Origin of the sequence: Micromonospora sp. NPDC052213 (assembly GCF_040679695.1) — a bacterium.
Classification (GTDB): Bacteria; Actinomycetota; Actinomycetes; order Mycobacteriales; family Micromonosporaceae; genus Micromonospora.
Genome location: NZ_JBFAVI010000005.1, coordinates 64,308 through 88,131, shown reverse-complemented (window position 1 = coordinate 88,131; position 23,824 = coordinate 64,308). Strand labels below are relative to the sequence as shown.

Below are 23,824 nucleotides of genomic sequence, written 5' to 3'. Positions count from 1 at the left end.
CCGCGCAGCTCACGCGAGTTCGTGCCGAGTTCCGTCGGCGACGGCGTGGAGCTTGTCGGGGTTGGCCACGTTGTGGATGGTCGAGATGCGGCCCTCCGGGTCGAAGTCGAAGGTCAGCGTGGCGACCACGCGGTCCGGGCCGCGGAAGACCACGCCCGGGCCGCCGTTGATCCAGGTGATCTCTGCCCGCATCTGCCCGGGCTCGACGCCCTGGTAGGGCACGGTGCCGAGCGCGGCGAACCAACGGGCCACGGTCTCCAGGCCGACGACCGGCTTGAGGGCCTGGCGGACCTTGCCGCCGCCATCGGTCCACAGCGTCACGTCCGGGGAGAGTAACTCCATGAGGGTGTTGATGTCGCCGCCCGCCGTCGCTGCGAAGAAGCGTTCGGTGACCTCGCGTTGGCGGGCGCGGTCGGCGGTGAAACGGGGCCGGCGGGCCTGGACGTGCTCGCGGGCGCGGTGCGCGGCCTGCCGGACCGCCGTCTCCGAACGTTCCACCGCCTTTGCGATCTCCGCGTAGCTGAAGGCGAAGACCTCCTTCAGCACGAAGACCGCGCGCTCCAGGGGGCTCAGCGTCTCCAGGACCACCAGCAGGGCCATGGAGACGGAGTCCGCCGTGGCGACGCCGTCGGCGGTGTCCGGGCCGGTGAGGATCGGCTCGGGGAGCCATGGCCCGACGTAGGTCTCGCGCTGGTGGCGGGTCGAACGAAGCCGCTCCATCGCCAGGTTGGAGACGATCCGGGTCAGATAGGCCTTGGGGTCGGCGACCTGGGAACGGTCGGCCGCCGACCACTTGAGCCAGGCGTCCTGGACCAGGTCCTCGGCGTCGGCGGCGGTGCCGAGGATGCGGTAGGCGACGGAGAAGAGCAGGGTGCGGTACTGCTGGAAGGCGAGCTGGTCGGGGCCGGCCTGCTGCGGCTGGGTCACTTGGCGCTCCGGATCCGGGTGTAGCGGCCGCCGTGCGGCCAGAACGCGCCCGAGGCGGGCATCTTCTTCATGCGGGCGAAGGTCGGCCACGGCGCGGCGGTGACCGCCTCCTTGTACTTCGCGGCCCGCTTGCCGGTGAGCACGATCCGGCGCGGGCTGTCGTCAGGGTGGGTGAACTGCACGACGGCGTCGTTCCGGCCCAGGCTGACGGGGGTGTGGTAGTAGCCGAAGCGGAAGGGCTTGGGCTCCTTGCCGGCCAGCACCCGCAGGATCGAGAGGGCCGCGTGCACGCCGGTGGGCATGCCGCCCTGGCAGGTCCCGTGCATCACGCCGTAGCCCTGGCGGATCGCCGCCGCGTCGCCCACGGCGTAGACGTCCGGGTGGGAGACCGAGCGCAGCGCGCTGTCGGTGACCACGCGGCCGCGCTCGTCGACGGTCAGGCCCGCGGCGGCAGCCAGCGGCGAGACGCGGGTGCCGCTGGTCCACAGCACCGCGGCCGCCGGGATGCCGGAGCCGTCCGCGAGCTCGACGCTGTCCGCCAGCACCTTGGCCACCTCGACGCCGCTGCGTACCCGCACGCCGAACCGGGCGAGCGCCGCGTTCAGGTAGGCCTTGGCCTTCGGGTGCATGCTCGCACCCGGCTCCTGCCGGCCCAGCAGCACCACCTGGAGCTCCGGGTGCCGCTCGGCGATCTCCGCGGCGGCCTCGACGCCGGTGAGGCCGCTGCCGCCGACCACGACGGTCCCGCCGTCGAGCCGGGTCAGCCGGTCGGCGAGGAGGGCGGCGTCCTCCGGGCTGTTGAGGGTGTAGGCGTGGTCGTCCACGCCGGGGACGGCGACGGTGTCCGCGATGCTGCCCAGGCCGAAGACCAGGGTGTCGTAGCGCAGGACCCGGTCGTCGTCGATCCGGACGGTCTTCGCCTCGGCGTCCACGGCGGTGACCCAGCCGCGGACGAAGCCGGCGCCGGTGCCGTCCAGCAGCTCCGGGATGTTCATCTCGGCCGTCTCCTGGCCGGTGGCAGTCATGTGCAGTCGGAGCCGTTCGGTGAAGGTGTCGTAGGCGTTGACCAGCGTCACTCGCAAGTTCCCACGCTTCCTGGTGCGTGCCGCGAGCTGGATCGCGGCGGCGAGCCCGGCGTAGCCGGCGCCCAGGACCAGGACCTCGTGCCGCTGCGCTGTTGTCGCGTTCATCGCTCTGCTGTCTCTTTCGTGTCGGTCGTTCCCGCCGTGCGGACGACCACCAGACGCAAGCTGCCGTCCCGTTCGTGACATGGGGTTTGATATGACCCACGTCACCTTGCGAAGAGAAGCGGATGCGCGGCACCAGCACTCCGAGCACCGCGACGCGCAGCATTCAATCATGATCGACTGGCTTCGCGCGGAAACTGACGGAACAGCAGGAGTCGCAGGTCAGCGGCAGGCCTGGTGCTTCCACGCCGCCCGCGAGCACGACCACACCTACACCACCACCACCGGCCGGCGGAACTACGCCCTCACCACTTGCGTGGCGCCCCCGGGTCATCCCCCGCCAGGGAGCCGCCGGTTCAGCCAGGAGAGCAGGACCTGCTCGTACTGCGGGCTGACGCCGGCCAGGTCGTCGGCCTCGTGCAGAGTGGGCGCGTGGTCGCAGCCGGTCAGCCGGGCGACGGTCAGCTCGGCGGCGCGGGCGGCCCGGCGCCACACCGCCAGACTCTCCTCGATCGGCGTCCAGGCGTCGGTCTCGCCGTAGCAGAGCAGCACCGGGCAGGACAGCTCCGCGAAGACCGGCTCCGGGTCGAAGTCCATGTCGGCCCAGGCACCCGGCTCCGGCACTTCACGCGGCAGGAACACCAGCGGAAACCAGGGCCGCTCGACGGCCGCGTCCAGCTCCGCCTGGGCGACCGAGCGGGGCAGCCCGCCGCGCAGGTACGTCTCCGTGACCCGACGCAGCCGGCTCAGGTGGGCGAGGTCGGCGTCGCCGTACCCGTGGCGGCGAAGCTGCTCGGCGGTGGCGTACCGCATCTGCCGGGCGGGGCTGACGCCGCTGCACCCGACGAGCACGAGGAAGTCGACCCGGTGCCGGCTGGCGGTCAACGCGGCCGCCCATGCCCCCTGGCTGAACCCCCACAGCCCGACGGGGGCGTCGCCGACCTGCCGGCGCAACACGTCGAGGGCTGCCGCCGCGTCGTCGGCCTGGGCGGTCAGCGGCACGTCGTGACCGTCGACCCGGGGGCGCCGGTCGTAGCGCAGCACGGCGATGCCGGCCGGTGGCAGCAGCCGGGCCAGGTGCTCGTAGAGGAAGTGGGACCGCGTGCCGGCGTGGGAGCCGTGCAGCACGGCGAGGGCTCCCCGGGCCGGCCCGGCCGGAAGGTCCAGGATGGCCGGAAGCTGCTGCTCGCCGACGCCCAGCTTCACGCCGGGCAGTCAACCACGGACCGGCCGCGTCCGTCTCGCCCGTCGTGCCCCGCCCGGAGCGGCAGCATGCCGACAGGACGTCGTGCGGCCGGCCGCCACACCGTTTCGTCCCGGCGACGACGGTCTCGGTTCGCCCCGTGCCGAGACGTCGCGTGCGGGGGCGGTCAGGCCCGTTCGGCGACCCGAGCGACGAATGCGCGCCACGCCGCCGGCCCGAAGGTGAGGGCCGGGCCGGCCGGGTCCTTCGAGTCGCGTACGGCGACGACGCCAGGAAGGTTGTCGGCGACCTCGACGCACGCGCCACCGTTCGAGCTGCTGCGGGTGCTCTTGCGCCACCGCGCGCCGGTCAGGTCATCCATGATCGCGCTCTCAGAAGGTCGACGGTCTGGTCTCGCGGCAGCGCGACCGATCTCACGGTATCCCAGACGGCCCAGAGCGGAGCAACGTCATTCGTGATGCGACCGGCGGCTTGGTCGTCCAGGTAGCCGACGTCGCCGTCAGGCGTGCTGGCAATGATGAAGGGTCCGGCCTGGCCGGGGTGCAGCCCAGCGCGAAGGGGAAGCACATGGACCATGACGTTCGGACGCCGGGCAAGTTCGATCAGGTGATCCAGTTGCGGTTGCATGACCTCGGGTTCCCCTCGCCGGAGCGCAGCCTCGTCGATCACGAAGACCAGGAGGGGAGGACGCGGGCGATCGAGCACGGCGGCCTGCCGGCGTAGCCGGGTGTCGACATGCGCTTCCGCGTCGGCGTTCAAAGGGCCGCTGGTGAGAACGGCACGGGCGTAGTCCTCGGTTTGCAGAAGGCCCGGGAGAACGGCCGACTCGAACCATCGCAGCCCTGACGCTTCGCGCTCAATCTCTGTCCACGGCCTGAACCAGGCCGGCTCGCGGCGCTTCAGGGCGTCCGGCCAAAGCTCCTCTATGTCCTTGTTCAGGATCTCGGCGACGCGGGCACGGTGACGGGTCTGCGGAATTCGTCCCTGGCTCACCCACCGCGCCGCCGTCTTCGGGTCAACGCCGACTTGAGCTGCAAGGCTCTCGGCAGTCTCACCGGCCTTCGCCATCGCTATCTGTACCGCCCGGTTCATCCCCATCCCTCACTCGAACGTCCCGAATGATTCCGGTACAGACTGCTACGCGGTGTCACTGTCTGGCAACCCTCGGCAAGGTGCTGTGTAGACGGCGCGAGCCGGTGGAGGCACCCGAAGCCCGCCGGTCGTGCCGGCGAGGGGGCCGCCGCCGGGCGAGCATCCGTGGCGGCCCCCTCCTCCAGCCGACGGACGAAGGGAAAGACGGTGAGCCCGCGAGAGATCACCTCCGGCGACGTCCTGTGCCTGACCCGATCCGCGAGCCCGCAGTTCGTCCGCCCGATCACCGTGCGGGTGATCCGTGTCCTGACCGACTGGCACACGTACCACGGATGGTGCTGGATCGACGTCTACGAGCTGAACGCGCGCGGCGACGCCGTGGACCGGCGCTCGCTGTACGTGCGGTGCGAGGGGGTGCGTTGGCGTACGACGCTCCCGGCCGCTGCCCCGGCCCGCCGCCCGATCTCCCGCGTGCAGGTGACGGCGTGAGTCGGCGGCGCCCCGAGCACCTGCCCACCCGGCCCACCTGGCGCTGCGCGGCCTGTGGGATCGCCTGGCCGTGTTCCGCCGCGAAGTTGCGGCTGCTCGCCGAGTACCGGACGGACCGGGCGGGCCTGCTGGTTCACCTGGCGACCCTCCAGGCGGAGGCGGGTGAACAGCTCGCGGCGTCGGACCGCGCCCCGGCACCGGGCGACCTGACCGAGCGCTTCACCGGGTGGGCGCGGGCCCGCGGTTAGCCGGTACGCGGGTGGTCTCATGGACGGGGCAGCTCGACACGCCTTCCACCGCCCCCCGGACACGGGCATCCGCCGAAGGATGTAGCGGACGTTCGTCCCGCGGGGCGCTGGACAACCGGCCCGTGCTCTGGGCGCAGCTCGCCCTCGGGATCGGCCTGTTCGTGCTCAGCTTCCGCTACGACGGCAAGCGGCCCCGGCGCAGCGGCGGGGTGCTGCGCTGGCGGGACCGGGCCACGGCCGGCGACTCCTCGCCGCGCTGGCTGGTCGGCCTGGCGCTGCTCGCGGCGCTCGCCGAGGTGGCGACGATGCTGCCGTACCTCGGCGCGGTCGGCCTGCTGACCACCTCGGGGCTCGGCGCGGGGGCGGTGGTGGGGCTGCTCGCCGCCTACTGCCTGGTGATGGTGCTGCCGGCGGTGCTGCTGCTGGCGGCCCGGGTGGCCGGGCCGAGGCTGGTCGAGCCGCTGCTGGCCCGCCTCAACGCCTGGATCGTGCGGACCTCCGGCAGCATGCTGGGCTGGGTCCTCGGCATTGCCGGCTTCCTGCTGGCCCGGGACGCCGCCGCCCGGTTGGAACTGCTCGGCACGTGGATCAGGCTGTGATCCGGCGGGGGTGGGCGTAGACGTTCATCGTCCGGTCGCGCAGGAAGCCCACCAGGGTCAGCCCCGCCTCCTCGGCCAGGTCCGCCGCCAGGCTGCTCGGCGCGGAGACCGCCGCGAGCAGCGGCACGCCGGCCATCCACGCCTTCTGGGTCAGCTCGAAGCTCGCCCGCCCGGAGACCAGCAGCACGTGCCCGGCCAGCGGCAGCCGCCGCTCGCGGACCGCCCAACCGATCACCTTGTCGACCGCGTTGTGCCGGCCGACGTCCTCGCGCAGCACGACCAGCTCGCCGTCCGCCGTGAACAGGGCCGCCGCGTGCAGCCCGCCCGTGCGGTCGAAACCGCGCTGCGCCGCCCGCAGCCGGTCCGGCAGCTCGGCCAGGACCGCCGCCGGCACGGTCAGCGGGTCGTCACCCACCGCGAAGACGGACCGGGTACGCACGGCGTCGATGCTCGCCTTGCCGCACACCCCGCAGGAGCTGGTGGTGTAGAAGTTCCGGGCCGGGTCGGTGGCGGGCTCGGGCACGCCGGGCGCGAGCACCACGTCCACCACGTTGTACGTGTTGGGCGTCTCCGCGCCGGCGCAGAGTTGCGCGGTGTGCACGTCGTCGGCGGCACGGATCAGCCCTTCGGTGAGCAGGAAGCCGATCGCCAGGTCCAGATCCTCGCCGGGCGTACGCATGGTCACCGCGAGCGGCCGTCGCCGGCCGGGGCCCGCCGCACCGACCCGGATCTCCAGCGGCTCCTCCACGGCGAGGGCATCCTGCCGGCGTAGCGAGGTGCGGCCGGTGTCCGCCGCGTCGAGGTCGACGCGGAGCACGCCGCGTCGGTCAGTCGCCCGTCCCATCCCGCCATCCTGCACCCCGCCCCCGCGTCGCCGCGCGGCTACCGTGGCGGGGTGGACGCGTACGCGGCGGTGGTGCTGGCCGGCGGGGCTGCCCGCCGGATGGGCGGCGTGGACAAGCCCGCCCGGGTGGTCGGCGGCCGGCCCATGCGGGACAGGGTGCTGGCCGCCGTCGCCGACGCCGTCCCGCGCATCGTGGTCGGCCCGCCCGGGCCGGTGCCCGCCGGGGTGCGGGTGACCCGGGAGGAGCCGCCGGGCGGGGGTCCCGTCGCCGCCGCGGCGGCCGGGCTGGCCCTGCTCGACCCCGGTACGCCGGTGGTCGCCCTGCTCGCCGCCGACCTGCCCCTGCTCACCCGTGCCGCCGTCGGCGGGCTGCTCGACCGGCTCGACGTCGATCACGACGGCGCCTGCTACGTCGACCAGGACGGGCGACGGCAGACGCTCTGCGGGGTGTGGCGGGTGGCCCCGCTGCGCGCCGCCCTGGACCGCCTCGCCGCCGAGCGGTCCGCCCCTGAGCCGGCCACCGCCCTTGAGCCGGCCACCGCCACCGAGCCGGCCACCGCCCTTGAGCCGGCCACCCGTGCCGGGCGGGGCGGTGCCGCGTCGCTGGCCGGGGCGCCGATCCGGGCCCTGCTGGCCGGGCTGCGGGTCCGCGAGGTGCCGTGGACCGGTGCCGGCCCGCCGCCCTGGTTCGACTGCGACACTGACGAGGACGTACGCCGGGCGGAGGAGTGGGCGCGATGACGGTGATGGACGACTGGGTGACGGCGGCCTGTGCCGAGCTGGGCCTCGACCCCGCCCAGGTGCCGGTGCCGGCCGTGCTCGACCTGGCCAAGGACGTGGCGCACCAGGTGCTGCGGCCGGGCGCGCCCGTCACCGCGTACCTCCTCGGGCTGGCGGTCGGCGGGGGCGCGGACCCGGCGGGCGCCGCGGCCCGGCTCAGCGCGCTGGCCGCCTCGTGGCCGGTCGAACTGGGCGCCGAACGCGCCGGCGAGGGCCCCGCCTGAGGTCGTTGTCCGATCGCTGTCGGGCTGATTCGTCCCCCAGGATCCGTGGGTAGGGTGACCTGGACGGACGGAGGCGATCATGACGGCAGACCACCCCTCGGCGCCGAACGGTGACACGCCCGGCACCCTGCCGGCACACCACGAGCCGATCCTGCTCGACGAGCCCACCACGGCCGACCTGCGGGCGAAGGTGACCCAGGCGTGGCGGGAGTTCGCGCGGGCGTTGGCCGAGCGGCTGGCGGCGCTGCCGACGGGTACGCACGTCGAGCTGACGCTCGACCCCACCGCCTCCGGCACCGGCGACGCGGTCTACTCCGTCAGCGTCGACGTCGGCGAGGAGGGCCGGCTGGCGGCCCGCGCGGTCGGCAACGCCACCCTGCCGCAGGGCTACCGGCTGGACCGGGCCGCGGTGGCGGACATGATCGCCCTCGGCTGGTCGCCGCCCGGCGTGGTGGCGGGCTCCGGCGAGCACTTCGGGCTGGACGGCAACACCACCGACGCCACCCGGCTGGCGGCCCTGATCACCCGGACGCTGCGCGACGTCTACGGCGCCCCGCACCCCGCCTTCCTCGTCTACCTGATCCACGACGCCGAGGGGGAGCCGCTGCCGGTGGAGCCGCTGGGCACCGCGCGCAGCGAGTTCGGCCCGGACCGCGACGTGGAGGCCGACCTGGACGAGGCGCTCGCCGCGGCGACCGCCGCCCAGGCCCCGGAGGGCGACGTGGCCGCGCTCGCCGAGCGGGTCCGCACGGTCGTCTCGACCATGCTCAAGTCGGACTCGGACCGGTTGCAGGTCGACTCCGACGGCGACATCAACATCCGCGCCGGCTCGGCGATGGTCTTCGTCCGGGTCCGCGACAACCCGCCGCTGGTGGACGTCTTCTCCCCGGTGCTCACCGAGGTCGAGCCCACCGAGCGGCTCTACGTGAAGCTCTCCGAGCTGACCAACCGGATGCCCATCGGCCGGCTCTACTGCGCCGACGACACCGTGTGGGCGTCCATCCCGGTCTTCGGCCGCAACTTCCAGGCCACCCACCTGATGCTCGCCGTGCAGGTGATGACGGGGCTCGCGGACGAGCTGGACGACCGGCTGCACGGCGAGTTCGGCGGCAAGCGCTTCTTCGGCGAGGGCGACAAGGCGGTCAGGCGCGACCAGGGTGAGCACCGCACCGGCATGTACCTCTGACCGGAGCCTCCTCGGCTGAGACGGGTGGGGCCCGGAAACCCCGAGAAACCGGGCCCCACCCGCCGGGGAGGGAGAATCAGGTCACAGGGAGCCAGTCGAGGCTCCGGGCGGTGGTCGGATCGGTGGCGCGCAGGCCCGCGTCGGAGACGGTCCAGAGCACGTCACCCACCAGCAACGACCGGGTAACCGCGCCCGCCCCGCCGGGGTGGGACACCGTGCCGACCTCGCCGATGTCGCTCCCGGAAACCCGCAGCAGGCGTACGTCGTCGCCGACCGGGAGGGCGACCAGGCCGGTCTCCGGGCGGTGCAGGAAGGCGTGCGAGTCGTACTCCAGCGCGGAGTACTGCCCGGGCACGTGCCACTGGTCGAGCCGGGCCGGCCGGGCCGGGTCGCGGACGTCGAACAGGGAGACCTGGAGCCCCTGCGTCCGCCCCCGTCGGTCGGCCTCCTGGCCCACGCCGAGCAGCCGCCCGTCCGGCAGCGGGTGCAGGTACGCCGAGTACCCGGTGATCTTCAGCTCGCCGGTGACCCGGGGCGCGGTCGGGTCGGCCAGGTCGACCGCGTAGAGCGGGTCGGTCCGGCGGAACGTGACCACGTACGCGGAGCCGCCGAGGAAGCGCACGGACCAGATCCGCTCGCCCGGGCCGAGGCCGGTGACCGCGCCGACCCGGGTCAGCGCGTCGCCGTCCCGGCGCAGCACGTGCACGCCGGACTCGGAGCTCGGGCGGGCGCCCCAGGGATCGCCGGTGGTGGTGGCGACCCGCAGGTGCCCCTGCCACTCCGAGAGGGCGTACTGGTTGACGAGCGACCCCGGCACGGTGCCGGCGGCGAGGTAGCGGGGACGCCCCGGTGCGCCGGTGTCGAACTGGTAGATCTCGGTGACCTGTGCGCCCGCCGGCCGGTCCCGGCGCGGCCCGGCGGGCCGACCCGTGACCGGGCGTTTGCCCGCGAGGTAGAGGTTCGGGCCGGTGCCGTAGACCGTGGTCGCGTCGGCGGCGACGGTGACCGGGTCGCCGTCGCCGAGCCGGTCGGCGGCCAGGTCGAAGCTCAGCACCGTCAACATCGACGTGCCGGACCAGGTGGGCGGGCTGCTCAGCCGGTCGCAGCCGACCCGCCCGGTGTGCCGCTGGGCGCCGGCCGTCCACTCGTACGCCGGCAGCCACGCCTCCACCCCGGCCTGGTCGATGACCGCCCGGTTCGCGGCCGTCCGCGCCGCGTCGGTGCCGCGCTTCACGTACGGGAACTTCAGCCGGGGCCGGGTGCGGACGACGACCCGCGCGGTGGACCCGGTCTGCCGGGCGTCGACCAGGCTCCCGTCCATGCGGTAGGTGCCGAGCACCCGCGGCGGGCCCGCGAGGTCGACCAGGATCAGCCGCGGTACGCCGGCGATCCGCGACCCGGCGAACTCCCTGGCCCCGCCGGCGCCCACCTGGGCCAGCACCAGTGCCCGGTCGCCGTGCAGCAGCAGGCTCTGCTGCCCCCACCCCAGCTCCGGCAGCGCCCCGGTGAGGTCGACCCGCCCGGTCTCCCGCCGGGCGGCCGGGTCCACCACCCGCAGCAGCCCCCGGCTGACCGTCACGATCCGCCGGCCGTCGGTCTTGACCAGGTCGGGCTCGTCCGCGCCGGCCTCGTGGTTGTTGGTGGTGGAGTGCTCGGGGGCGGCTGCGGCCTCCGCCCGCGCGGCGTCCGGGACCGCGCTGAGGGCGACCCCCGTGCGCCAGCCGCCGCCGAATCCCCGCGGTCCGACGGACGCGCGGGCGGCGGCCCGCAGCCCGGCCAGCGCGTCGGCGCAGGAGTCGAAGGAGACCAGCACCGGCGCGGCCGGCAGGCGCCGTGGCGGCGGATCGCCGGGCCGCGGCGGAATCGCGCTCCCGCCGAGCAGGGTGAGGGCGGCCAGCGTGCCGGCCGCCAGGATGTGTGCTCCCCGTCTCATGGCCGGTTCGACGCGGCCGCGCGGCGTGTGGTTCCGACCCGCCCGGACCTTCCGCGCCGCAGTTCGTGACCGGCGGCAAGGGCGACCACCGGCGCTTTCCGCCGCGCCCGGGCCCGGTCGGCGCGGTCAGCCGCCGGAGGGCCCGACGCCGGGGGACTCGACCAGTCGGGAGAGCACGATCGTGCTGCGGGTGGAGGTCACGAAGGGCTCGGCCCGCAGCCGCTCCAGCGCCGCCTCCAGGTGCGCGATGTCGGCGGCCCGCAGGTGGACGAGCGCGTCGGCCTCGCCGGAGACCGTGTACGCGCCGACCACCTCCGGGTGCCGGCGGGTGGCGACCCCGATCTGGGCCGGGGTGGTCCGGCCCGCGCAGAACAGCTCGACGAAGGCCTCGGTGGTCCAGCCGACGGCGGCCGGGTCGACGACCGCCGTGAAGCCCCGGATCACCCCGGCGGCCCGCAGCCGGTCCACCCGTCTCTTGACCGCCGGGGCGGAGAGTGACACCCGTTGTCCGATGTCCGCGTACGAGGCGCGGGCGTCCGCGACAAGCAACGCAATGATCCGCTGGTCTACGGCATCTATCTGCAACGTTCCGCCTCTGGGAAGCAATGGTTGTGGCTGTTACCAAAGTTCAACGGTACCTACCCTTGGTCACCGTGAACCAGCAGCGAGTCCCGCGAAAGCGGACATATCTCATGTGCTCGCCCGAGCACTTCACGGTCGAGTACGCGATCAACCCGTGGATGGACGTCAGCACCCCGGTCGACGCGGAGCTGGCGGTCAAGCAGTGGGACCGGCTGCGGGAGACCCTGGTCGGCCTCGGCCACGAGGTGCACCTGCTCACGCCCGAGCGGGGCCTGCCCGACATGGTCTTCGCGGCCAACGGCGCGTTCGTGGTCGACGGCACCGTCTACGGCGCGCAGTTCAAGCACGAGCAGCGGGCCGCCGAGGCCGCCGCGCACCGGGCGTTCTACGAGTCGCAGGGCTGGCGGTTCATCGCGCCGAGCGAGACGAACGAGGGCGAGGGCGACTTCGCGTACCTGCCCGAGGCGCACGGCGGGCTGGTCCTCGCCGGGCACGGCTTCCGTACCGAGCTGCCGGCCCACGCCGAGGCGCAGGAGGCGCTCGGCCGCCCGGTGGTGTCGCTGCGCCTGGTCGACCCGCGCTTCTACCACCTGGACGTGGCGCTGGCGTCGATCGACGACGAGAACATCGTCTACTACCCGGGCGCCTTCTCGGCGGCCAGCCAGAAGGTGCTCGCCCAGCTCTTTCCCGACGCGGTGGTCGCGGACGACGAGGACGCGCTGGCGTTCGGCCTGAACCTGGTCAGCGACGGGCTCAACGTGGTGCTCAACAGCGCGGCGACCCGGCTGGCCGGGAAGCTGAAGGCGGCCGGCTACCACCCGGTCCCCGTCGAACTGGCCGAGCTGAAGAAGGGCGGCGGCAGCGTGAAGTGCTGCATCGCCGAGCTGCGCCACTGAGCCGAGCCGCGCGAGCTGAGCGAGGCGTACGACGGAGGGGCCGGCCTCTCGGGTGGGGAGGCCGGCCCCCTCGCGCGTCGTGCGGGGCCGTCAGCCGAGCGTGGCCAGCTCCGTGACCAGCACGTTCGACAGCACCTGGCCGTCGAGCTGCACCTCGCGCAGGTACCACTTCTGCTGCGGCGTGCGCGGCTGGTTGAACTGCCACACCCCGCGCGGGCTGTCGATCTGGCCGATCTTGCCGAGCGCCAGGTTGACCTGCTGCGGGTTGGGCGTCACGCCGGCGATCCGGATGGCCTGGTCGAGCACCTGTGCCGCGTCGTACGAGGCCATGGCGTAGGTGGTGGGCGAGGTGCCGTGCTTCTTGCGGTACGCGGAGGCGAACCGCCGGTTGGCGTTGTTGTTCAGGTCGGCCGAGTAGTTGAGCGCGGTCTGGATGCCCGTCGCCTCCTCGGCCTTGACGGCCTCCAGCACGGTGCCCTCCGTGAGGAAGCCCGGGGCGTAGATCTTGCCGGTGAAGCCCTCGGTGCGGAGCTGCTTGATGAACTCGACCGCCGCCGGCCCGGCGTAGAAGCAGAACACGGCGTCGGGCTTGCGGCCCAGCGCCGTGCGGATGTCGGCCCGGTACGCGGACTTCGACGGGTTGGTGAAGACGCCCGTCCAGGTCACCGGGTCCTTGATGCGCGGGTCGGACTCGCCGAACTCCTGCTTGAAGCCCCGCACCACGTCCTGGCTGCCGGCGTTCTCCGGCGCGATGATCGCCAGCCGCGCCGAGGATCCCAACTGCTCCCGCAGGTAGCGCCCCAGCGCCCGGCCCGCCTCGTCCAGCACGTACGACGTCCGCCAGATGTAGACGACGCTCTGCAGGCTGGTCGGGGAGGCGTTGGAGCCGATCAGCGGCACCCGGGCCTGCTCGACGGTGTCCCGGATGCCGAACATGACGTTCGAGTCGACCACGCCGGTGAGGGCGAGCACGCCCTGCTTCAACAGCCCCTCGACGGCGGCCTTGCCGGTCTTCACGCTCTCGCCCTCGTCGGCGGTGAGCAGGGTGACCGGGTGTCCGCCCAGGCCGTTTCCGTTGAGGTCGAGGAAGAGCTGGAAGCCGTTGGTGATCTCGTCGCCGATCGCCTTGAGACCTCCACTGGTGGGCGCGATGAGGCCGATCTTGATCGGGCTTCCGTCGCCGGCCGCTTCGCCCTCGGCGGCATCGGTGCCACAGCCGGCGGCGAGACCCGCCGTTCCGAGCGCGGCCAGCAGTTGGAGTGCCCGCCTGCGGTTCATCTGCGACACCGGGTTCCTTCCAGGGAGCGTTGCAGGGCGGATCGCGCCCCTTCGGCGTTCTACCGGGTCAGCGACGCTGCGTCAATCCTTAGCGATCTTCCAGTAGAGATCGAAGAGCAGCCGTGACCTCCGGCCATGCCGTCGACTCCGGGTCGATGAGCCCGAAATGCTCGCATTCTGGCAGCTCAACGAGGCGGATGCCGCCACCTGCCGCCCGGTCGGCCGCGACGAACTCGCGGCTCATCGCCACCGGCACCTGCTCGTCCAGCGCGCCGTGCATGACTACTGTCCGTGTCGGAATGGGCACCAGCGACCGTGGGTCGGCGGCGGCGTACCGGTCGGGGAGGTCGGCCGGGCCGCCGCCCAGCAGCGCGGCCACCGCCCCGGAGTCCAGATCCAGCCGGTACGCCTCGGCGAGGTCCGACACCGGGGCCAGGGCCAGCACGCCGCCGACGGCGACCGGGGCGGTCGCCGCCACGTACAACGCCAGGTGCCCGCCGGCGGAGTGCCCCACCAGGACCGGCGGCCCGGCGGCGACCCGCCCGGGCAACGCCTCGGCCGCCAGCCGGGGCAGCTCCGTCACGCCGGTCAGCACGTCGGTCAGCGTCCCGGGCCAGCCGCCGCCCGGCTGCCCCGTCCTGCGGTACTCCACCTGGGCCACGGGGTGGCCGAGCGCGGCCAGCGCGGCGGCCAGCGGGTCGGTGTGCCGCCGGTCGTACTCGGCCCACCAGAAGCCGCCGTGCACCACCACGACCAGCGGCCGGGCCGGACCGGACCCGGCGGGTCGGCGCAGGTCGGCGACATGGTCCGGGTGGTCGCCGTAGGAGACGGTGACGTCCGGGGCCGGGGCGGGGCGGCTGAGTACGGCGCGCGGGTCGGCGGGCATGGCGCGACCGTAGCGCGGATCACCCGCCGATCCGGCGTCGGGGATCGGTCCCCGGGCGCGGTGTGCCGTGCGGCTGGGTAAAGATGGATCCCATGACCGAAACGCACTCCGCTGGACAGAACGACGAGCCGGGCCAGGACGGCACCGGTCACTCCGGAACGGTGGTGGTGGTCGGCCCGGACGGGCGGCCGGTCGGCACCGTGCAGACCGACGAGGCCGCCGGCGAGGACCCCACCCGACTGGTCGAGCAGCCGGCCAAGGTGATGCGGATCGGCAGCATGATCAAGCAGCTGCTGGAGGAGGTCAAGGCCGCCCCGCTCGACGACGCCAGCCGGCACCGGATGCGGGAGATCCATGAGCGGTCGATCGTCGAGCTCAAGGAGGGGCTCGCCCCCGAGCTGCGGGACGAGCTGGAGCGGATCTCCCTGCCCTTCACCGAGGAGAAGGCACCCAGCGAGAGCGAGCTGCGCATCGCGCACGCCCAGCTCGTCGGCTGGCTGGAGGGCCTCTTCCACGGCATCCAGGCGGCCCTGGTCGCCCAGCAGATGGCCGCCCGGGTCCAGCTCGAACAGATGCGTTCGGGCCGGCAGGCGCTGCCCAGCGGCCCCGGCGGCGTGATGCCGGGCATGCCGGGCATGGGCCAGCCGCAGGGCGGCGAGGGGCACAGCACCGGCCAGTACCTCTGAGCGTGACGGCCGGCCGGGCCCCCCGGCCGGCCGTCAGCCCACCCCGAAGACCTTCTCCAGGTACGCCGCCACGCCGTCCGCCGAGTTCGCCGAGGTCACCTCGTCGGCGACCGCCAGGACGGCGCGGTGCGCGTTCGCCACCGCCACCCCCCGCCCGGCCCAGGTCAGCATCGGCACGTCGTTGGGCATGTCGCCGAAGGCGACCACGTCCCGGGCGTCGATCCCGAGCCGGGCGCAGTACCACGCCAGCCCGGCCGCCTTGGTCACGCCCGCGGCGGAGATCTCCACCAGCCCCGAGTACGACGAGTGGGTCGCCTCGGCCAGCCCCTCCAGCGCCCCGGCGACCAGCGCGACGAAGGCGTCCGGGTCCTGGTCGGCGGCCCGGGCCAGCAGCTTCACCGCCGGCGCCGACAGCAGCTCCTCCGGGGTCTCGACCGCCCGGATCGCCTCGTGGTCGGCGTCCCAGCGCAGCGGGTAGTGCGCCTCGTGCCGCATCTGCCGGCTGTCGACGATCTCCACCGCGAAGCTGATGTCGGGCACCTCGGCGCGCAGCCGCCGGGCCACCTCGGCGAGCAGTTCCGGCGCGAGCGGGTCGGCCCGGAGCACCTCGTCGGCGGCCGGGTCGTAGACCACCGCGCCGTTGGCGCAGATCGCCGGCAGCGGCTCGGCGAGCTGGTCGTACACGAGCTTCAGCCAGCGGATCGGACGGCCGGTGACCAGCACGACCGGCGTGCCCCGCGCGGAGATCCGCGCCAGCACGTCGGCGGTGTGCGGGCTGAGCGTGCGGTCGTCCCGTAGCAGGGTGCCGTCGATGTCGGTGGCGATCAGCCGAGGTGCTTCTCCCATCAGCGGGACAGTAGTCGATCGAGGTACACCGCCACCCCGTCGTCGTCGTTCCGCAGCGTCACCTCGTCGGCGGCGGCGCGGACCGTCGGGTGGGCGTTGGAGACCGCCACCCGGGCCCAGCCGGCCCACGCGAACATCGGCAGGTCGTTGGGCATGTCGCCGAAGACCAGCACCTCGGCCGGGTCGACGCCGAGCCGCTGCGCCACGACGGCCAGCCCGGTGGACTTGTCCACCCCCGGCGGGCAGATCTCCACGAAGCCCAGCCCCGCCTGGGTGAGCGTGGCGACCTCCGGCGGGACGACCTCCCGGGCGACGGCGAGCAACTCGTCGACGTGGTGGTCGGCGGTCCGGACGAACGCCTTGATCACGTCGCAGGAGAGGCACTCGGCGCGGCTGCGCGCCTCGAACGCGTCCTGGTAGGGCCAGCTCGGGTGGTAGTCGCCCCAGAGCGGCGCGTCGTGCTCGTCCGACGCCTCGACCATCACCGTCAGCGGCCCGACCGCCGCCTCCAGGTCGGCGAGCAGCGTGGCCAGCACCTCGGCGGAAAGGCGCTCGTCGCGCAGCACCACCGGCCCGGCCGGGTCGCTCTGGTCGACCACGCGACCGCCGCCCGCCATCACCAGGAAGTCGGCGGCGCGGATGTCGTTGCGGGTGAGCTCGGCCAGTCGGGGACCGCGGCCGGTCGCGCCGACCACCGGGATCCCGGCGGCGCGCACCCGGTCCAGCACCCCGTGGGTGTACGCGGAGACGGTCTCGTCGCTGCGGACGAGCGTCCCGTCGAGATCGGTGGCGATCAGCTTGGGCAGGCCCGGGCGGGTCATCGTTCCTCCTTCGCCCGCCGCCGCCGCAACCAGCCGTTTCGGTCGTCGGTGCCTCGACCCTGAGTGACGGCGGGCAGCAACCGTACCTCGCGCGGCAGGTACCGACCATTGCCTTTGGGCGAAGTCGGTGCCAACGGACGACGGCCCGTCGGTGTCCCCGTCCCCGGTCCGGCGGGGTGGCCGTACGGTGGGCGGATGGGAGAGCGGGACTGGCCGGTGGCGGAGATCATCGGCACGGAGCGGCTGCTGCTGGAGCCCCTCCGTGTCGACCACGCCGAGGAACTCGCCCCGCTCCTCGACGACCCGGCCCTGCACGAGTACACGGGCGGCAGCCCGGCGAACCCCGAGCAGCTGCGGGAGCGCTACCGCCGGCAGACGGTCGGGCGGTCCCCGGACGGCGGGGAGGGTTGGCTCAACTGGGTCGTGCGGCACCGGGACACCGGCGACGCGGTCGGGACCGTGCAGGCCACCGTGCGGCTCGACGGCGACCGGCCGGTCGCCGAGCTGGCCTGGGTGGTCGTGGCACCGCAGCAGGGCCGCGGCTACGCCGGCGAGGCCGCGGCCGGCATGGTCGGCTGGCTGGCGGAGCAGGGCATCGCGGCGCTCGTCGCGCACGTGCACCCCGACCACCGGGCCTCCGCCCGGGTGGCCGAGCGGCTCGGCCTGCGCGCCACCGACGAACTGGTCGACGGCGAGGTCCGCTGGGCCGCCCCCTGAGCGGGCCGGGTGCCGGAGCGGGCCGGGTGCGGCCGCGGGCCGGGTGGGACCGGCACGGCCCGGTCCGACCGGTTCCGTGGCGGCCGGCGACGGGAGCGGGTCGGGCCCGGCGAGGGCGCGGTGGACGGCCGGGTCAGTCGCGGGGCTCGGGGCGGGCGAAGGGGACGGCCGGCCCGACCGTGAGGTCGGCCGGTGGGGGCAGCGCGTCGTCCTCCACGTCGCGGGCCCTGAGACTCCGGCGGCGCCGGTCGACCGGCTCCCCCTCGTCGGCGGCCGCTCCCTCGTCGGCGGCCTCCTCGCCCGGCGTGGCCGCCCCGACCGGGGCCAGCTTCAGCGCCGCCGCGAAGAGCGCGCACGCGACGAACGCCGCCACCAGGCCCCGGCCGTACTCGACCCGGAACCCGTCGTCCGTCGAGTAGAAGAAGACGCGCTGGCCCGCCTCGTCCAGCGAGGCGGCGGTCGCGGCCAGCAGCGCCAGCAGCGCCCCGGCCAGGGTCAGGCCGGCGAGCCGGACGTTGCGCCGCACCGCAGCGGTGCCGCGCAGCGCGAGCGCCACCGCGCAGGCCAGCGCCAGCAGCCCGACCAGGTAGCCGACCCCGAAGCCGCCGATGTCGGACACCCCGCCCGGCACCCGTACCGGCGTGTTGCCCTGCGGGCCGGCGTTGGGGATCGTCATCACCTGCCACTCGCCGAGCAGGGAGGCGACGGCGGCCACCGCGCCCAGCGCCGCCAGCAGCGGCGGCAGCCGGCGGTCCCGGCCAAGGTCGGAGAGCGTACGCCCGAGCCGGCCCGGCGGGGCCGACTCCGACCCGCCCCACTCCACGACGGCGGTGCCGTCGGACCGGTGGTCCTGGCGGGGAATGGGGAGATCCTGGGACATCGGCCACCCTTCCGCGTTCGCGGGCCTGAGCCGAATCATGACACAGTACGCACCCGAGGACGCGGAGCGTGAACGGTCGCCGGTGGGTGCCCTTTCCGATAGCGTCGGGGGCATGCCTATCCGTACCGCTTCCGCACGTTGGCAGGGCAACCTCACCGAGGGGTCCGGCACGGTCCGCACCGGCAAGGGCGGGCTGGAGGGGAACTACTCCTTCAAGTCGCGTTTCGAGGAGGGTGAGGGCACCAACCCGGAGGAGCTGGTCGGCGCCGCGCACGCCGGCTGCTTCTCCATGGCGTTCTCCAAGGCCCTCGCCGAGGCCGGCTCGCCGCCCTCCTCCGTGGAGACCACCGCCAAGGTCCACCTGGACAAGACCGACGCCGGGTTCACCGTCACCCGGATCGAGCTCGACACGGTCGGCGACGTGCCGGGCATCGACGAGGCGCAGTTCACCAAGCTCGCCGAGATCGCCAAGGAGAACTGCCCGATCTCGCGGCTGCTCTCCCCGGGCGCGCAGATCACCCTGACCGCCCGCCTCGCCTCCTGAGCGCCTCCGCCGTCGGCGTACGCCTCCACGGGGAGCCACCCTTCCGGTGGAGGCGCGCCGATCTTGGCCGGGCCGCGCGGGCCACGCCGTCGGGCAGAATGGGCGGGTGCCGGTGGAGATGAGCCGCGAGCGCTTCGAGGAGCTGGTCGGCGACGCGCTCGACGAGGTGCCCGAGGAACTGCTCGCCCTGATGAGCAACGTCGTGATCCTGGTGGAGGACGACCCGCCCCCCGGCGAGGACCTGCTCGGCCTCTACGAGGGCCACGCCCTCACCGAGCGGGGCTGGGACTACTCCGGCGTGCTGCCGGACCGCATCCTCATCTACCGCAACCCGATCCTGCGCCTCTGCGACGACGACGAGGACGTGGTGGACGAGGTCGCGGTGACGGTGGTGCACGAGATCGCCCACCACTTCGGCATCGACGACGAGCGCCTGCACGAGCTGGGCTGGGGCTAGCGGGCGCGCGACCGGTGCCGCCACCGGCGGGCGGGCCGCGGGTCGCGCCGACCGGCGGATGGGCCGGGCCGGTCGGCCGGTGGTCGACGGTTGCGGCGTACGCCTACCGTCGGTCCAGGCATCGCGAAATCAGGAGGCACTTCCATGCGCAGCGAGCTCTTCTCCGCGGAGAACCTGGAGAAGGAGTCCGCGCAGCCCGGCATGCGGCTGCAGAACTCCAAGATGTTGAAGATCGAACTCAACGGCGAGGCGATGGCCCGCGTCGGGTCGATGGTCGCCTACCAGGGGCAGGTGCAGTTCCAGGCGCTCGGCTCCGGGGGGCTCGGCAAGTTCCTCAAGCAGAAGCTGACCGGCGAGGGCGTCCCGCTGATGAAGGTCACCGGCCGGGGTGACGTCTTCCTCGCCGACTTCGCCAAGGACGTGCACGTCATCGACCTGGAGCCGGGCGACGCGCTCTCCATCAACGGCTCCAGCGTGCTGGCGTTCGACTCCACCCTCCAGTACGACATCCGGATGGTCGGCGGGGCCGGCATGGCCTCCTCGTCGGGCCTGTTCAACTGCGTCTTCACCGGCCACGGCCGGATCGCCATCACCACCAAGGGCACGCCGGTCGTGCTCAACGTCGACGCTCCCACCTACGTCGACCCGCAGGCGGCGGTCTGCTGGTCGGCCAACCTCCAGACCGGCTACCACCGGGCGGAGCAGCTCGGCCTCGGCACGCTGCTCGGCCGGCGCACCGGCGAGGCGTTCACGATGAGCTTCGCCGGCCAGGGCTTCGTCGTCGTGCAGCCCTCCGAGGAGCCGCCGATCATGGGCAGCGGCGCCCAGGAACAGCAGGGCGGACTGCTCGGCGGCCTGCTCAGCTGACCCGCGCCCCACAGGCGTACCGCCCCCGCCCGCGTCTCGCCCGGCCCCGCCGGGTCCGCCGCGATCGGGGGCGGTGTCGTCAGGTGAGGTCGCCGGCGCGCAGGCGGGCCAGCCAGGCGGCGGCGTCGGCGTAGTCGGCGTCCGAGAGGCCGGGCGGCGCGGGGACCGGCCGGTCGCCCGCCGCCGCGGTCCAGCGGTGCCGGGGGTACGAGCCCAGGAAGCGCACGTCGGCGCAGACCCGGCGCAGCCCCTGCAACGCCTCCCCGAGCCGGACGTCCGCCACGTGCCCGCTGCAGTCGAGGAAGAAGACGTACCGGCCGAGCGCCTCGCCGGTCGGGCGGGACTCGATCCGGGTCATGTTGATGCCCCGGACCGCCAGCTCCATCAGCACCGCCAGCAGCGCGCCCACCCGGTCGTGGGCGATGTAGACCGCCAGCGACGTCACGTCGTCGCCGGTCGGCGGCGGGGGCGGGCCGGGGCGGGACACCAGCGCGAAGCGGGTCACCGCGTCCGGGTGGTCGGCGATCTTGTCGGCGAGCACGTCGAGGCGGTGCCGGGTGGCCCCGATCGGGGCGCAGATAGCCGCGTCGTACTCGCCGGCGGCGGCGCCGGCCGCGGCCGCGCCGTTGGAGAGCACGTCGACCACGACCGCGTCCGGCAGGTGGGCGCGCAGCCAGCCCCGGCACTGGGTGGACGCCTGCGGATGGGCGGCGACGCTGCGGACGTCCGCGAGCGCCGTGCCGGGCCGGGCGGCGACCACGAACTCGACCGGCAGGATCACCTCACGGGTGATCACCAGGGGTTCCCCCTCGGCCAGCTCGTCCAGGGTCACCCCGACCGCGCCGCCGATCGAGTTCTCCAGCGGCACCAGGGCGGCGTCCGCCTCCCCGGCCCGTACGCCGTCCAGCGCCTCCGGCACGCTGCGGGCCGGTGCGCGGCTGCCCCGTTCGGCGGCGGGGATGGTGTTCAGCGCCTGCTCGGCGAAGGTGCCCTCGGGTCCGAGGTAGACGAAGCGCGTCGGCGGTGTTCCCGGCATGGCGACAGCCTACGCACCCGGTACGCCGGCCGACCCGCCGTCGCAGACCAGGGTTCGGATGCCGGGCGGCCCGGCGGCCCGGACCTCGACCGTGCAGACGTCGGTCCCGGCGGTGACCAGCCGCGGAGCGCCCGCCCGGCCCTCGGTGACCACCTGGAGGCTCTCGTGCCCGGTCACGTCGAGCAGCGTGTAGTGCCACCCGCCGGCGCAGAGCGGGCCGGTCCGCACCCGCACCCGGGCGCCGCCCGGGAGCACCCCGCCCCGGCCGCGCACCAGGTCGACGATCCGCGTCCCGGAGGGGCCGTCGGTGCACGGCACCGCGACCAGGCCGGAGTCGGCGGTCGGGGTGGCCGCGCCGGGCAGGCCGGTGGCGGGGGGCGGGGCCGGTGTGAAGGTCGGTGTGCCGGCCGGGCTCGGGGCGGCGCGGGTCGGGACGGCGGTGGGGGCGGTGTTCCGCAGCTCAGGCGGCGTGCCGCAGCCGGCCAGCGGCACCGCGGCCAGCAGCACGGCGGCCAGGAGCCGGCCGCGCCGGGCGGGGTGGCCGGTCGGGTGGTCGGGGGCGGCGGGGCGCGAGGGGGTGGGCGGCACGGGCCGATCCTCGGGACATCGGGGAGCGTCGCTGCGGCCGGGAGGCCGAGCCCATCCTAGGAGGAACCTGCGGCCGGGTGAAGGTCAGGCGAGGACCCGGTGGCCGGCCCGCTCCAGCGCGGCGGTCGCCTCGCCGAGGCGTACCGAGGGAACCAGCAGGTAGTCGGTGTCGTACGTCGAGAAGGCGACCACGCTGACCCGGGCGGCGGCGAGCGGGTCCACCAGCGCGGCGAGGGTGCCGCTCACGGCCAGGTCGAGCGGCCCGGTGACCCGCAGGCAGCGCCAGGCCGTCTCCGTGGCGACCTGCTCCGGCACCCGGTCGGCGGGGCAGATCAGCGAGATCCCGTCGGCGGTCCAGCTCACCGTGACGACGTCGCCGCCGCTCAACCCGCCCGTCAGCTCGGGCGGCAGGGCGGAGCCGGCGGCCATCCGGCACACGGCGTACTCCCCCGGCAGCAGAGCGATATCGAGCATGAGGGCACCTTACGGCCTCGGAGAGCGCCCGCCCCAGATTCGCCGCGTGCGGCGAACGCCACATCCCGCCGCAGGTCAGACCTCGCAGAAGAACGTGAGGGAACCGGCGACCAAACCGTCGGTGAGCACCGGGGTGGAGATCGCGTCCACGGTCGAGTCCGGCCGGTCGGCCGACGCGGCCTGGACCCGGAGCAGCCCTCGGGCCAGGCGCCCGGAGGACAGGGCCAGCAGCGGCGGGATCTTGTCGATCTCGGGCTCGGTCAGCTCGCCCCGGTTGGCGGTGAAGTCGAGCAGCCGGAGCCCGCCGTCGAGCAGCGGCAGCCCGACCACGTCCTCCGGGGTGCCCAGGCAGAGCAGCTCGCAGCCCGAGGCGGAGACGGCGATCACCCTCGTCTCGGCGTCGATCAGCAGGCACGGCTCGTCGGCGTGGGAGACGGTCGACGACCACTGCCCGAAGTTGTCGGACCCCAGCTCTGTCGATGTCCCCGCCGCCGGCACGAACACGTCAGAGAGCGAGAGTTCGACGTGGGCCACCGCGCCTCCTATGTACACCGACGGTCTGTCCACGCTAGCCGGTCGCCGCGGATGCCGCCGACCGCGCTGCGGTCACCGGGCCGCCGGTGGTGATGGGGCGCCCCGACCGGACGGCCGGCGACGGCGCGACCGACGGGTGCCGACCTGCACCCGGGCCGCGTGGCGTCGCCGGTGACGTTACCGCCGGCCGGCCGGCTTGTCAGCGGCCGTTCGGCCGTCCTCGTACCAACGGTAGTCGGCGGCCGGCCGGTAGGCGCCGTTCATCCAGGTGCCCGGGTGCTGGGCGACCCGGGACAGCTTCTCGGCGGTGGCCGGGCTGATCCGGCTGCCCCCGGCGACGAGCAGGCGGTCCAGCTCGCGGTGGGTGGCCATGAGGCAGTCCTTCGGCAGGCCGTAGACGCTGATGACGCCGGAGCCGACGAATGTCAGCACCGGCGTCACCGGGATCGGCAGCCCCACCGCGTCGGAGAGCGCCTTGCTGGCGCGCTTGGCGTCGCGGCGGGCCTCCGCCACGTAGGGCGGTCGCTTGCCGTTGATCTGCACCACGTCGCCGGCGACGAGCACCCGGGCCCGGCCGTGGTCGGCGATGGTGACCGCGAAGAGCCCGCTCGGCCCGATGGCGAGGAAGCCGGCGCGTTCGTCGCGCTCGTGGTCGAGCAACAGGTCGGAGGCGTCCGTGCGGGGCCACTCGATGACGTGCCAGGCGGGCCCGAGGTGGTCGAGCTGGCCGAGCGCCCGCGCGCCGGCCGCCTCCAGCCGGCGGGCGCCCCGCTCCGCCCGCCGGCGGCGGGCCCACTCCAACGGGGACGGACGGACCGGCGTGAGCACCCCCGGCGACTCCACGCGGGGATGTGGCACCGCCGCGGGCGGCAGTGCCCGGGCGGGCGGTACGGCTCGACGAGCGGGAAAGACAGTCATCGCGACCTCCGGCAAAAGGTCCCTCGAAGTTATGACCTCACTACCCTACGTTGCCAGTCCCCCGTGTCGGCAAGTTGGAACGCCGGAGTGAGTGCGGATGA

30 protein-coding genes are annotated in these 23,824 nt (G+C 74.2%); 12 read left to right on the top strand and 18 right to left on the bottom strand.

The window, feature by feature from the left end:
• Nucleotides 1–9: 9 nt before the first annotated feature.
• The 5 genes from AB0L34_RS02915 to AB0L34_RS02895 form a co-directional block, all read right to left on the bottom strand.
• The gene (locus AB0L34_RS02915; protein WP_363701332.1) at nt 10–927 is read right to left on the bottom strand and encodes an RNA polymerase sigma-70 factor; all 918 of its coding nucleotides are present in this window, start codon (nt 925–927) and stop codon (nt 10–12) included.
• Nucleotides 924–2,117: an FAD-dependent oxidoreductase gene (locus AB0L34_RS02910; RefSeq protein WP_363701330.1), complete on the bottom strand. Its 1,194-nt coding sequence runs from the start codon at nt 2,115–2,117 to the stop codon at nt 924–926. The genes AB0L34_RS02915 and AB0L34_RS02910 overlap by 4 nt, the downstream gene beginning before the upstream one ends.
• A gap of 327 nt (nt 2,118–2,444) precedes the next feature.
• Nucleotides 2,445–3,320 carry an alpha/beta hydrolase gene (locus tag AB0L34_RS02905; protein ID WP_363701328.1) on the bottom strand — a complete coding sequence of 292 codons (876 nt, stop codon included), beginning with the start codon at nt 3,318–3,320 and terminating at the stop codon, nt 2,445–2,447.
• A 164-nt stretch (nt 3,321–3,484) separates the two neighbouring features.
• A complete protein-coding gene (locus AB0L34_RS02900) occupies nt 3,485–3,679 on the bottom strand; it encodes a DUF397 domain-containing protein (RefSeq protein ID WP_363701326.1) in 195 nt (64 codons plus the stop codon).
• Nucleotides 3,667–4,410: a helix-turn-helix transcriptional regulator gene (locus AB0L34_RS02895; RefSeq protein WP_363701324.1), complete on the bottom strand. Its 744-nt coding sequence runs from the start codon at nt 4,408–4,410 to the stop codon at nt 3,667–3,669. The genes AB0L34_RS02900 and AB0L34_RS02895 overlap by 13 nt, the downstream gene beginning before the upstream one ends.
• Nucleotides 4,411–4,617: 207 nt before the next feature.
• Here AB0L34_RS02895 and AB0L34_RS02890 point away from each other — a divergent pair, with 207 nt between their 5' ends.
• From AB0L34_RS02890 to AB0L34_RS02880, 3 genes are all read left to right on the top strand, one after another.
• Entirely contained in the window at nt 4,618–4,899 is a 282-nt protein-coding gene (locus AB0L34_RS02890) for a hypothetical protein (RefSeq protein ID WP_363701322.1), read from the top strand.
• On the top strand, nt 4,896–5,147 hold the full coding sequence (locus tag AB0L34_RS02885; protein ID WP_363701320.1) for a flavin reductase: 252 nt from the start codon (nt 4,896–4,898) through the stop codon (nt 5,145–5,147). Before AB0L34_RS02890 ends, AB0L34_RS02885 begins: the two co-directional genes overlap by 4 nt.
• A 122-nt stretch (nt 5,148–5,269) precedes the next feature.
• Nucleotides 5,270–5,746: a GAP family protein gene (locus tag AB0L34_RS02880; protein ID WP_363701318.1), complete on the top strand. Its 477-nt coding sequence runs from the start codon at nt 5,270–5,272 to the stop codon at nt 5,744–5,746.
• On the opposite strand, the gene fdhD is transcribed toward AB0L34_RS02880, so the two are convergent.
• Nucleotides 5,736–6,590 (bottom strand): formate dehydrogenase accessory sulfurtransferase FdhD, encoded by an 855-nt coding sequence (gene fdhD / locus AB0L34_RS02875; protein WP_363701316.1) that lies wholly within the window; start codon nt 6,588–6,590, stop codon nt 5,736–5,738. The genes AB0L34_RS02880 and fdhD overlap by 11 nt on opposite strands.
• A gap of 99 nt (nt 6,591–6,689) precedes the next feature.
• On the opposite strand from fdhD, the gene AB0L34_RS02870 reads away from it, so the two are divergent.
• The 3 genes from AB0L34_RS02870 (at nt 6,690) to AB0L34_RS02860 (ending at nt 8,780) form a co-directional block, all read left to right on the top strand.
• Entirely contained in the window at nt 6,690–7,331 is a 642-nt protein-coding gene (locus AB0L34_RS02870) for an NTP transferase domain-containing protein (protein WP_363701370.1), read from the top strand.
• Nucleotides 7,328–7,594: a DUF6457 domain-containing protein gene (locus AB0L34_RS02865; protein WP_363701314.1), complete on the top strand. Its 267-nt coding sequence runs from the start codon at nt 7,328–7,330 to the stop codon at nt 7,592–7,594. The genes AB0L34_RS02870 and AB0L34_RS02865 overlap by 4 nt, the downstream gene beginning before the upstream one ends.
• A gap of 79 nt (nt 7,595–7,673) precedes the next feature.
• On the top strand, nt 7,674–8,780 hold the full coding sequence (locus tag AB0L34_RS02860) for a hypothetical protein (RefSeq protein WP_357450417.1): 1,107 nt from the start codon (nt 7,674–7,676) through the stop codon (nt 8,778–8,780).
• Nucleotides 8,781–8,856: 76 nt separating this feature from the next.
• Here the strand turns inward: AB0L34_RS02860 and AB0L34_RS02855 are convergent, their stop codons facing one another.
• Both AB0L34_RS02855 and AB0L34_RS02850 read right to left on the bottom strand, forming a co-directional pair.
• A complete protein-coding gene (locus tag AB0L34_RS02855; RefSeq protein WP_363701312.1) occupies nt 8,857–10,713 on the bottom strand; it encodes a beta-propeller domain-containing protein in 1,857 nt (618 codons plus the stop codon).
• A 126-nt stretch (nt 10,714–10,839) separates the two neighbouring features.
• The gene (locus AB0L34_RS02850) at nt 10,840–11,298 is read right to left on the bottom strand and encodes an Lrp/AsnC family transcriptional regulator (RefSeq protein WP_350702553.1); all 459 of its coding nucleotides are present in this window, start codon (nt 11,296–11,298) and stop codon (nt 10,840–10,842) included.
• 59 nt (nt 11,299–11,357) lie between these two features.
• Between AB0L34_RS02850 and ddaH the strand changes: the two genes are divergently transcribed.
• Complete coding sequence (ddaH, locus tag AB0L34_RS02845; RefSeq protein ID WP_357450423.1) at nt 11,358–12,191, top strand: dimethylargininase; 834 nt, start codon at nt 11,358–11,360, stop codon at nt 12,189–12,191.
• A gap of 90 nt (nt 12,192–12,281) precedes the next feature.
• On the opposite strand, the gene AB0L34_RS02840 is transcribed toward ddaH, so the two are convergent.
• Together AB0L34_RS02840 and AB0L34_RS02835 are read right to left on the bottom strand one after the other, a co-directional pair.
• Nucleotides 12,282–13,478: an ABC transporter substrate-binding protein gene (locus AB0L34_RS02840; RefSeq protein ID WP_363701310.1), complete on the bottom strand. Its 1,197-nt coding sequence runs from the start codon at nt 13,476–13,478 to the stop codon at nt 12,282–12,284.
• A gap of 79 nt (nt 13,479–13,557) precedes the next feature.
• The gene (locus AB0L34_RS02835) at nt 13,558–14,355 is read right to left on the bottom strand and encodes an alpha/beta hydrolase (RefSeq protein WP_363701308.1); all 798 of its coding nucleotides are present in this window, start codon (nt 14,353–14,355) and stop codon (nt 13,558–13,560) included.
• Between the two features lie 83 nt (nt 14,356–14,438).
• Here AB0L34_RS02835 and AB0L34_RS02830 point away from each other — a divergent pair, with 83 nt between their 5' ends.
• Nucleotides 14,439–15,041 (top strand): bacterial proteasome activator family protein, encoded by a 603-nt coding sequence (locus AB0L34_RS02830; RefSeq protein ID WP_357450432.1) that lies wholly within the window; start codon nt 14,439–14,441, stop codon nt 15,039–15,041.
• Between the two features lie 33 nt (nt 15,042–15,074).
• On the opposite strand, the gene AB0L34_RS02825 is transcribed toward AB0L34_RS02830, so the two are convergent.
• The gene (locus AB0L34_RS02825; protein WP_357450435.1) at nt 15,075–15,887 is read right to left on the bottom strand and encodes an HAD family hydrolase; all 813 of its coding nucleotides are present in this window, start codon (nt 15,885–15,887) and stop codon (nt 15,075–15,077) included.
• Complete coding sequence (locus tag AB0L34_RS02820) at nt 15,887–16,708, bottom strand: HAD family hydrolase (RefSeq protein WP_363701305.1); 822 nt, start codon at nt 16,706–16,708, stop codon at nt 15,887–15,889. Before AB0L34_RS02820 ends, AB0L34_RS02825 begins: the two co-directional genes overlap by 1 nt.
• A 195-nt stretch (nt 16,709–16,903) precedes the next feature.
• Between AB0L34_RS02820 and AB0L34_RS02815 the strand changes: the two genes are divergently transcribed.
• Nucleotides 16,904–17,425: a GNAT family N-acetyltransferase gene (locus tag AB0L34_RS02815; protein WP_357450441.1), complete on the top strand. Its 522-nt coding sequence runs from the start codon at nt 16,904–16,906 to the stop codon at nt 17,423–17,425.
• 133 nt (nt 17,426–17,558) lie between these two features.
• Here the strand turns inward: AB0L34_RS02815 and AB0L34_RS02810 are convergent, their stop codons facing one another.
• Nucleotides 17,559–18,305, bottom strand: a complete 747-nt coding sequence (locus AB0L34_RS02810; RefSeq protein ID WP_363701303.1) for a hypothetical protein — start codon at nt 18,303–18,305, stop codon at nt 17,559–17,561.
• Between the two features lie 112 nt (nt 18,306–18,417).
• On the opposite strand from AB0L34_RS02810, the gene AB0L34_RS02805 reads away from it, so the two are divergent.
• From AB0L34_RS02805 to AB0L34_RS02795, 3 genes are all read left to right on the top strand, one after another.
• Complete coding sequence (locus AB0L34_RS02805) at nt 18,418–18,849, top strand: OsmC family protein (RefSeq protein WP_363701301.1); 432 nt, start codon at nt 18,418–18,420, stop codon at nt 18,847–18,849.
• 112 nt (nt 18,850–18,961) lie between these two features.
• Nucleotides 18,962–19,306, top strand: a complete 345-nt coding sequence (locus AB0L34_RS02800) for a metallopeptidase family protein (RefSeq protein WP_350702725.1) — start codon at nt 18,962–18,964, stop codon at nt 19,304–19,306.
• Nucleotides 19,307–19,450: 144 nt separating this feature from the next.
• Complete coding sequence (locus AB0L34_RS02795; RefSeq protein ID WP_350678421.1) at nt 19,451–20,173, top strand: AIM24 family protein; 723 nt, start codon at nt 19,451–19,453, stop codon at nt 20,171–20,173.
• Between the two features lie 79 nt (nt 20,174–20,252).
• On the opposite strand, the gene pheA is transcribed toward AB0L34_RS02795, so the two are convergent.
• The 5 genes from pheA to AB0L34_RS02770 all read right to left on the bottom strand — a co-directional run bounded on the left by pheA (nt 20,253) and on the right by AB0L34_RS02770 (nt 23,723).
• On the bottom strand, nt 20,253–21,209 hold the full coding sequence (gene pheA / locus AB0L34_RS02790) for a prephenate dehydratase (protein WP_350702570.1): 957 nt from the start codon (nt 21,207–21,209) through the stop codon (nt 20,253–20,255).
• Nucleotides 21,210–21,218: 9 nt separating this feature from the next.
• Entirely contained in the window at nt 21,219–21,716 is a 498-nt protein-coding gene (locus AB0L34_RS02785; protein WP_363701368.1) for a hypothetical protein, read from the bottom strand.
• A gap of 165 nt (nt 21,717–21,881) precedes the next feature.
• Entirely contained in the window at nt 21,882–22,271 is a 390-nt protein-coding gene (locus AB0L34_RS02780; RefSeq protein ID WP_357450453.1) for an ACT domain-containing protein, read from the bottom strand.
• A gap of 75 nt (nt 22,272–22,346) precedes the next feature.
• Nucleotides 22,347–22,805, bottom strand: a complete 459-nt coding sequence (locus AB0L34_RS02775) for a hypothetical protein (RefSeq protein ID WP_363701298.1) — start codon at nt 22,803–22,805, stop codon at nt 22,347–22,349.
• 177 nt (nt 22,806–22,982) lie between these two features.
• Nucleotides 22,983–23,723 carry a hypothetical protein gene (locus tag AB0L34_RS02770; protein WP_357450459.1) on the bottom strand — a complete coding sequence of 247 codons (741 nt, stop codon included), beginning with the start codon at nt 23,721–23,723 and terminating at the stop codon, nt 22,983–22,985.
• Nucleotides 23,724–23,824: the final 101 nt, after the last annotated feature.

What these genes read in the sequence shown, in the direction of transcription:
- fdhD (WP_363701316.1), bottom strand. Translation starts at nt 6,590, where the DNA reads ATGGGACGGGCGACTGACCGACGCGGCGTGCTCCGCGTCGACCTCGAC.
- AB0L34_RS02780 (WP_357450453.1), bottom strand. Translation starts at nt 22,271, where the DNA reads ATGCTCGATATCGCTCTGCTGCCGGGGGAGTACGCCGTGTGCCGGATG.
- AB0L34_RS02865 (WP_363701314.1), top strand. Translation starts at nt 7,328, where the DNA reads ATGACGGTGATGGACGACTGGGTGACGGCGGCCTGTGCCGAGCTGGGC.
- AB0L34_RS02870 (WP_363701370.1), top strand. Translation starts at nt 6,690, where the DNA reads ATGGGCGGCGTGGACAAGCCCGCCCGGGTGGTCGGCGGCCGGCCCATG.
- AB0L34_RS02855 (WP_363701312.1), bottom strand. Translation starts at nt 10,713, where the DNA reads ATGAGACGGGGAGCACACATCCTGGCGGCCGGCACGCTGGCCGCCCTC.
- AB0L34_RS02810 (WP_363701303.1), bottom strand. Translation starts at nt 18,305, where the DNA reads ATGTCCCAGGATCTCCCCATTCCCCGCCAGGACCACCGGTCCGACGGC.
- AB0L34_RS02815 (WP_357450441.1), top strand. Translation starts at nt 16,904, where the DNA reads ATGGGAGAGCGGGACTGGCCGGTGGCGGAGATCATCGGCACGGAGCGG.
- AB0L34_RS02795 (WP_350678421.1), top strand. Translation starts at nt 19,451, where the DNA reads ATGCGCAGCGAGCTCTTCTCCGCGGAGAACCTGGAGAAGGAGTCCGCG.
- AB0L34_RS02770 (WP_357450459.1), bottom strand. Translation starts at nt 23,723, where the DNA reads ATGACTGTCTTTCCCGCTCGTCGAGCCGTACCGCCCGCCCGGGCACTG.
- AB0L34_RS02835 (WP_363701308.1), bottom strand. Translation starts at nt 14,355, where the DNA reads ATGCCCGCCGACCCGCGCGCCGTACTCAGCCGCCCCGCCCCGGCCCCG.
- AB0L34_RS02820 (WP_363701305.1), bottom strand. Translation starts at nt 16,708, where the DNA reads ATGACCCGCCCGGGCCTGCCCAAGCTGATCGCCACCGATCTCGACGGG.
- AB0L34_RS02900 (WP_363701326.1), bottom strand. Translation starts at nt 3,679, where the DNA reads ATGGATGACCTGACCGGCGCGCGGTGGCGCAAGAGCACCCGCAGCAGC.
- pheA (WP_350702570.1), bottom strand. Translation starts at nt 21,209, where the DNA reads ATGCCGGGAACACCGCCGACGCGCTTCGTCTACCTCGGACCCGAGGGC.
- AB0L34_RS02910 (WP_363701330.1), bottom strand. Translation starts at nt 2,117, where the DNA reads ATGAACGCGACAACAGCGCAGCGGCACGAGGTCCTGGTCCTGGGCGCC.
- AB0L34_RS02895 (WP_363701324.1), bottom strand. Translation starts at nt 4,410, where the DNA reads ATGAACCGGGCGGTACAGATAGCGATGGCGAAGGCCGGTGAGACTGCC.
- AB0L34_RS02825 (WP_357450435.1), bottom strand. Translation starts at nt 15,887, where the DNA reads ATGGGAGAAGCACCTCGGCTGATCGCCACCGACATCGACGGCACCCTG.
- AB0L34_RS02830 (WP_357450432.1), top strand. Translation starts at nt 14,439, where the DNA reads ATGGATCCCATGACCGAAACGCACTCCGCTGGACAGAACGACGAGCCG.
- AB0L34_RS02860 (WP_357450417.1), top strand. Translation starts at nt 7,674, where the DNA reads ATGACGGCAGACCACCCCTCGGCGCCGAACGGTGACACGCCCGGCACC.
- AB0L34_RS02805 (WP_363701301.1), top strand. Translation starts at nt 18,418, where the DNA reads ATGCCTATCCGTACCGCTTCCGCACGTTGGCAGGGCAACCTCACCGAG.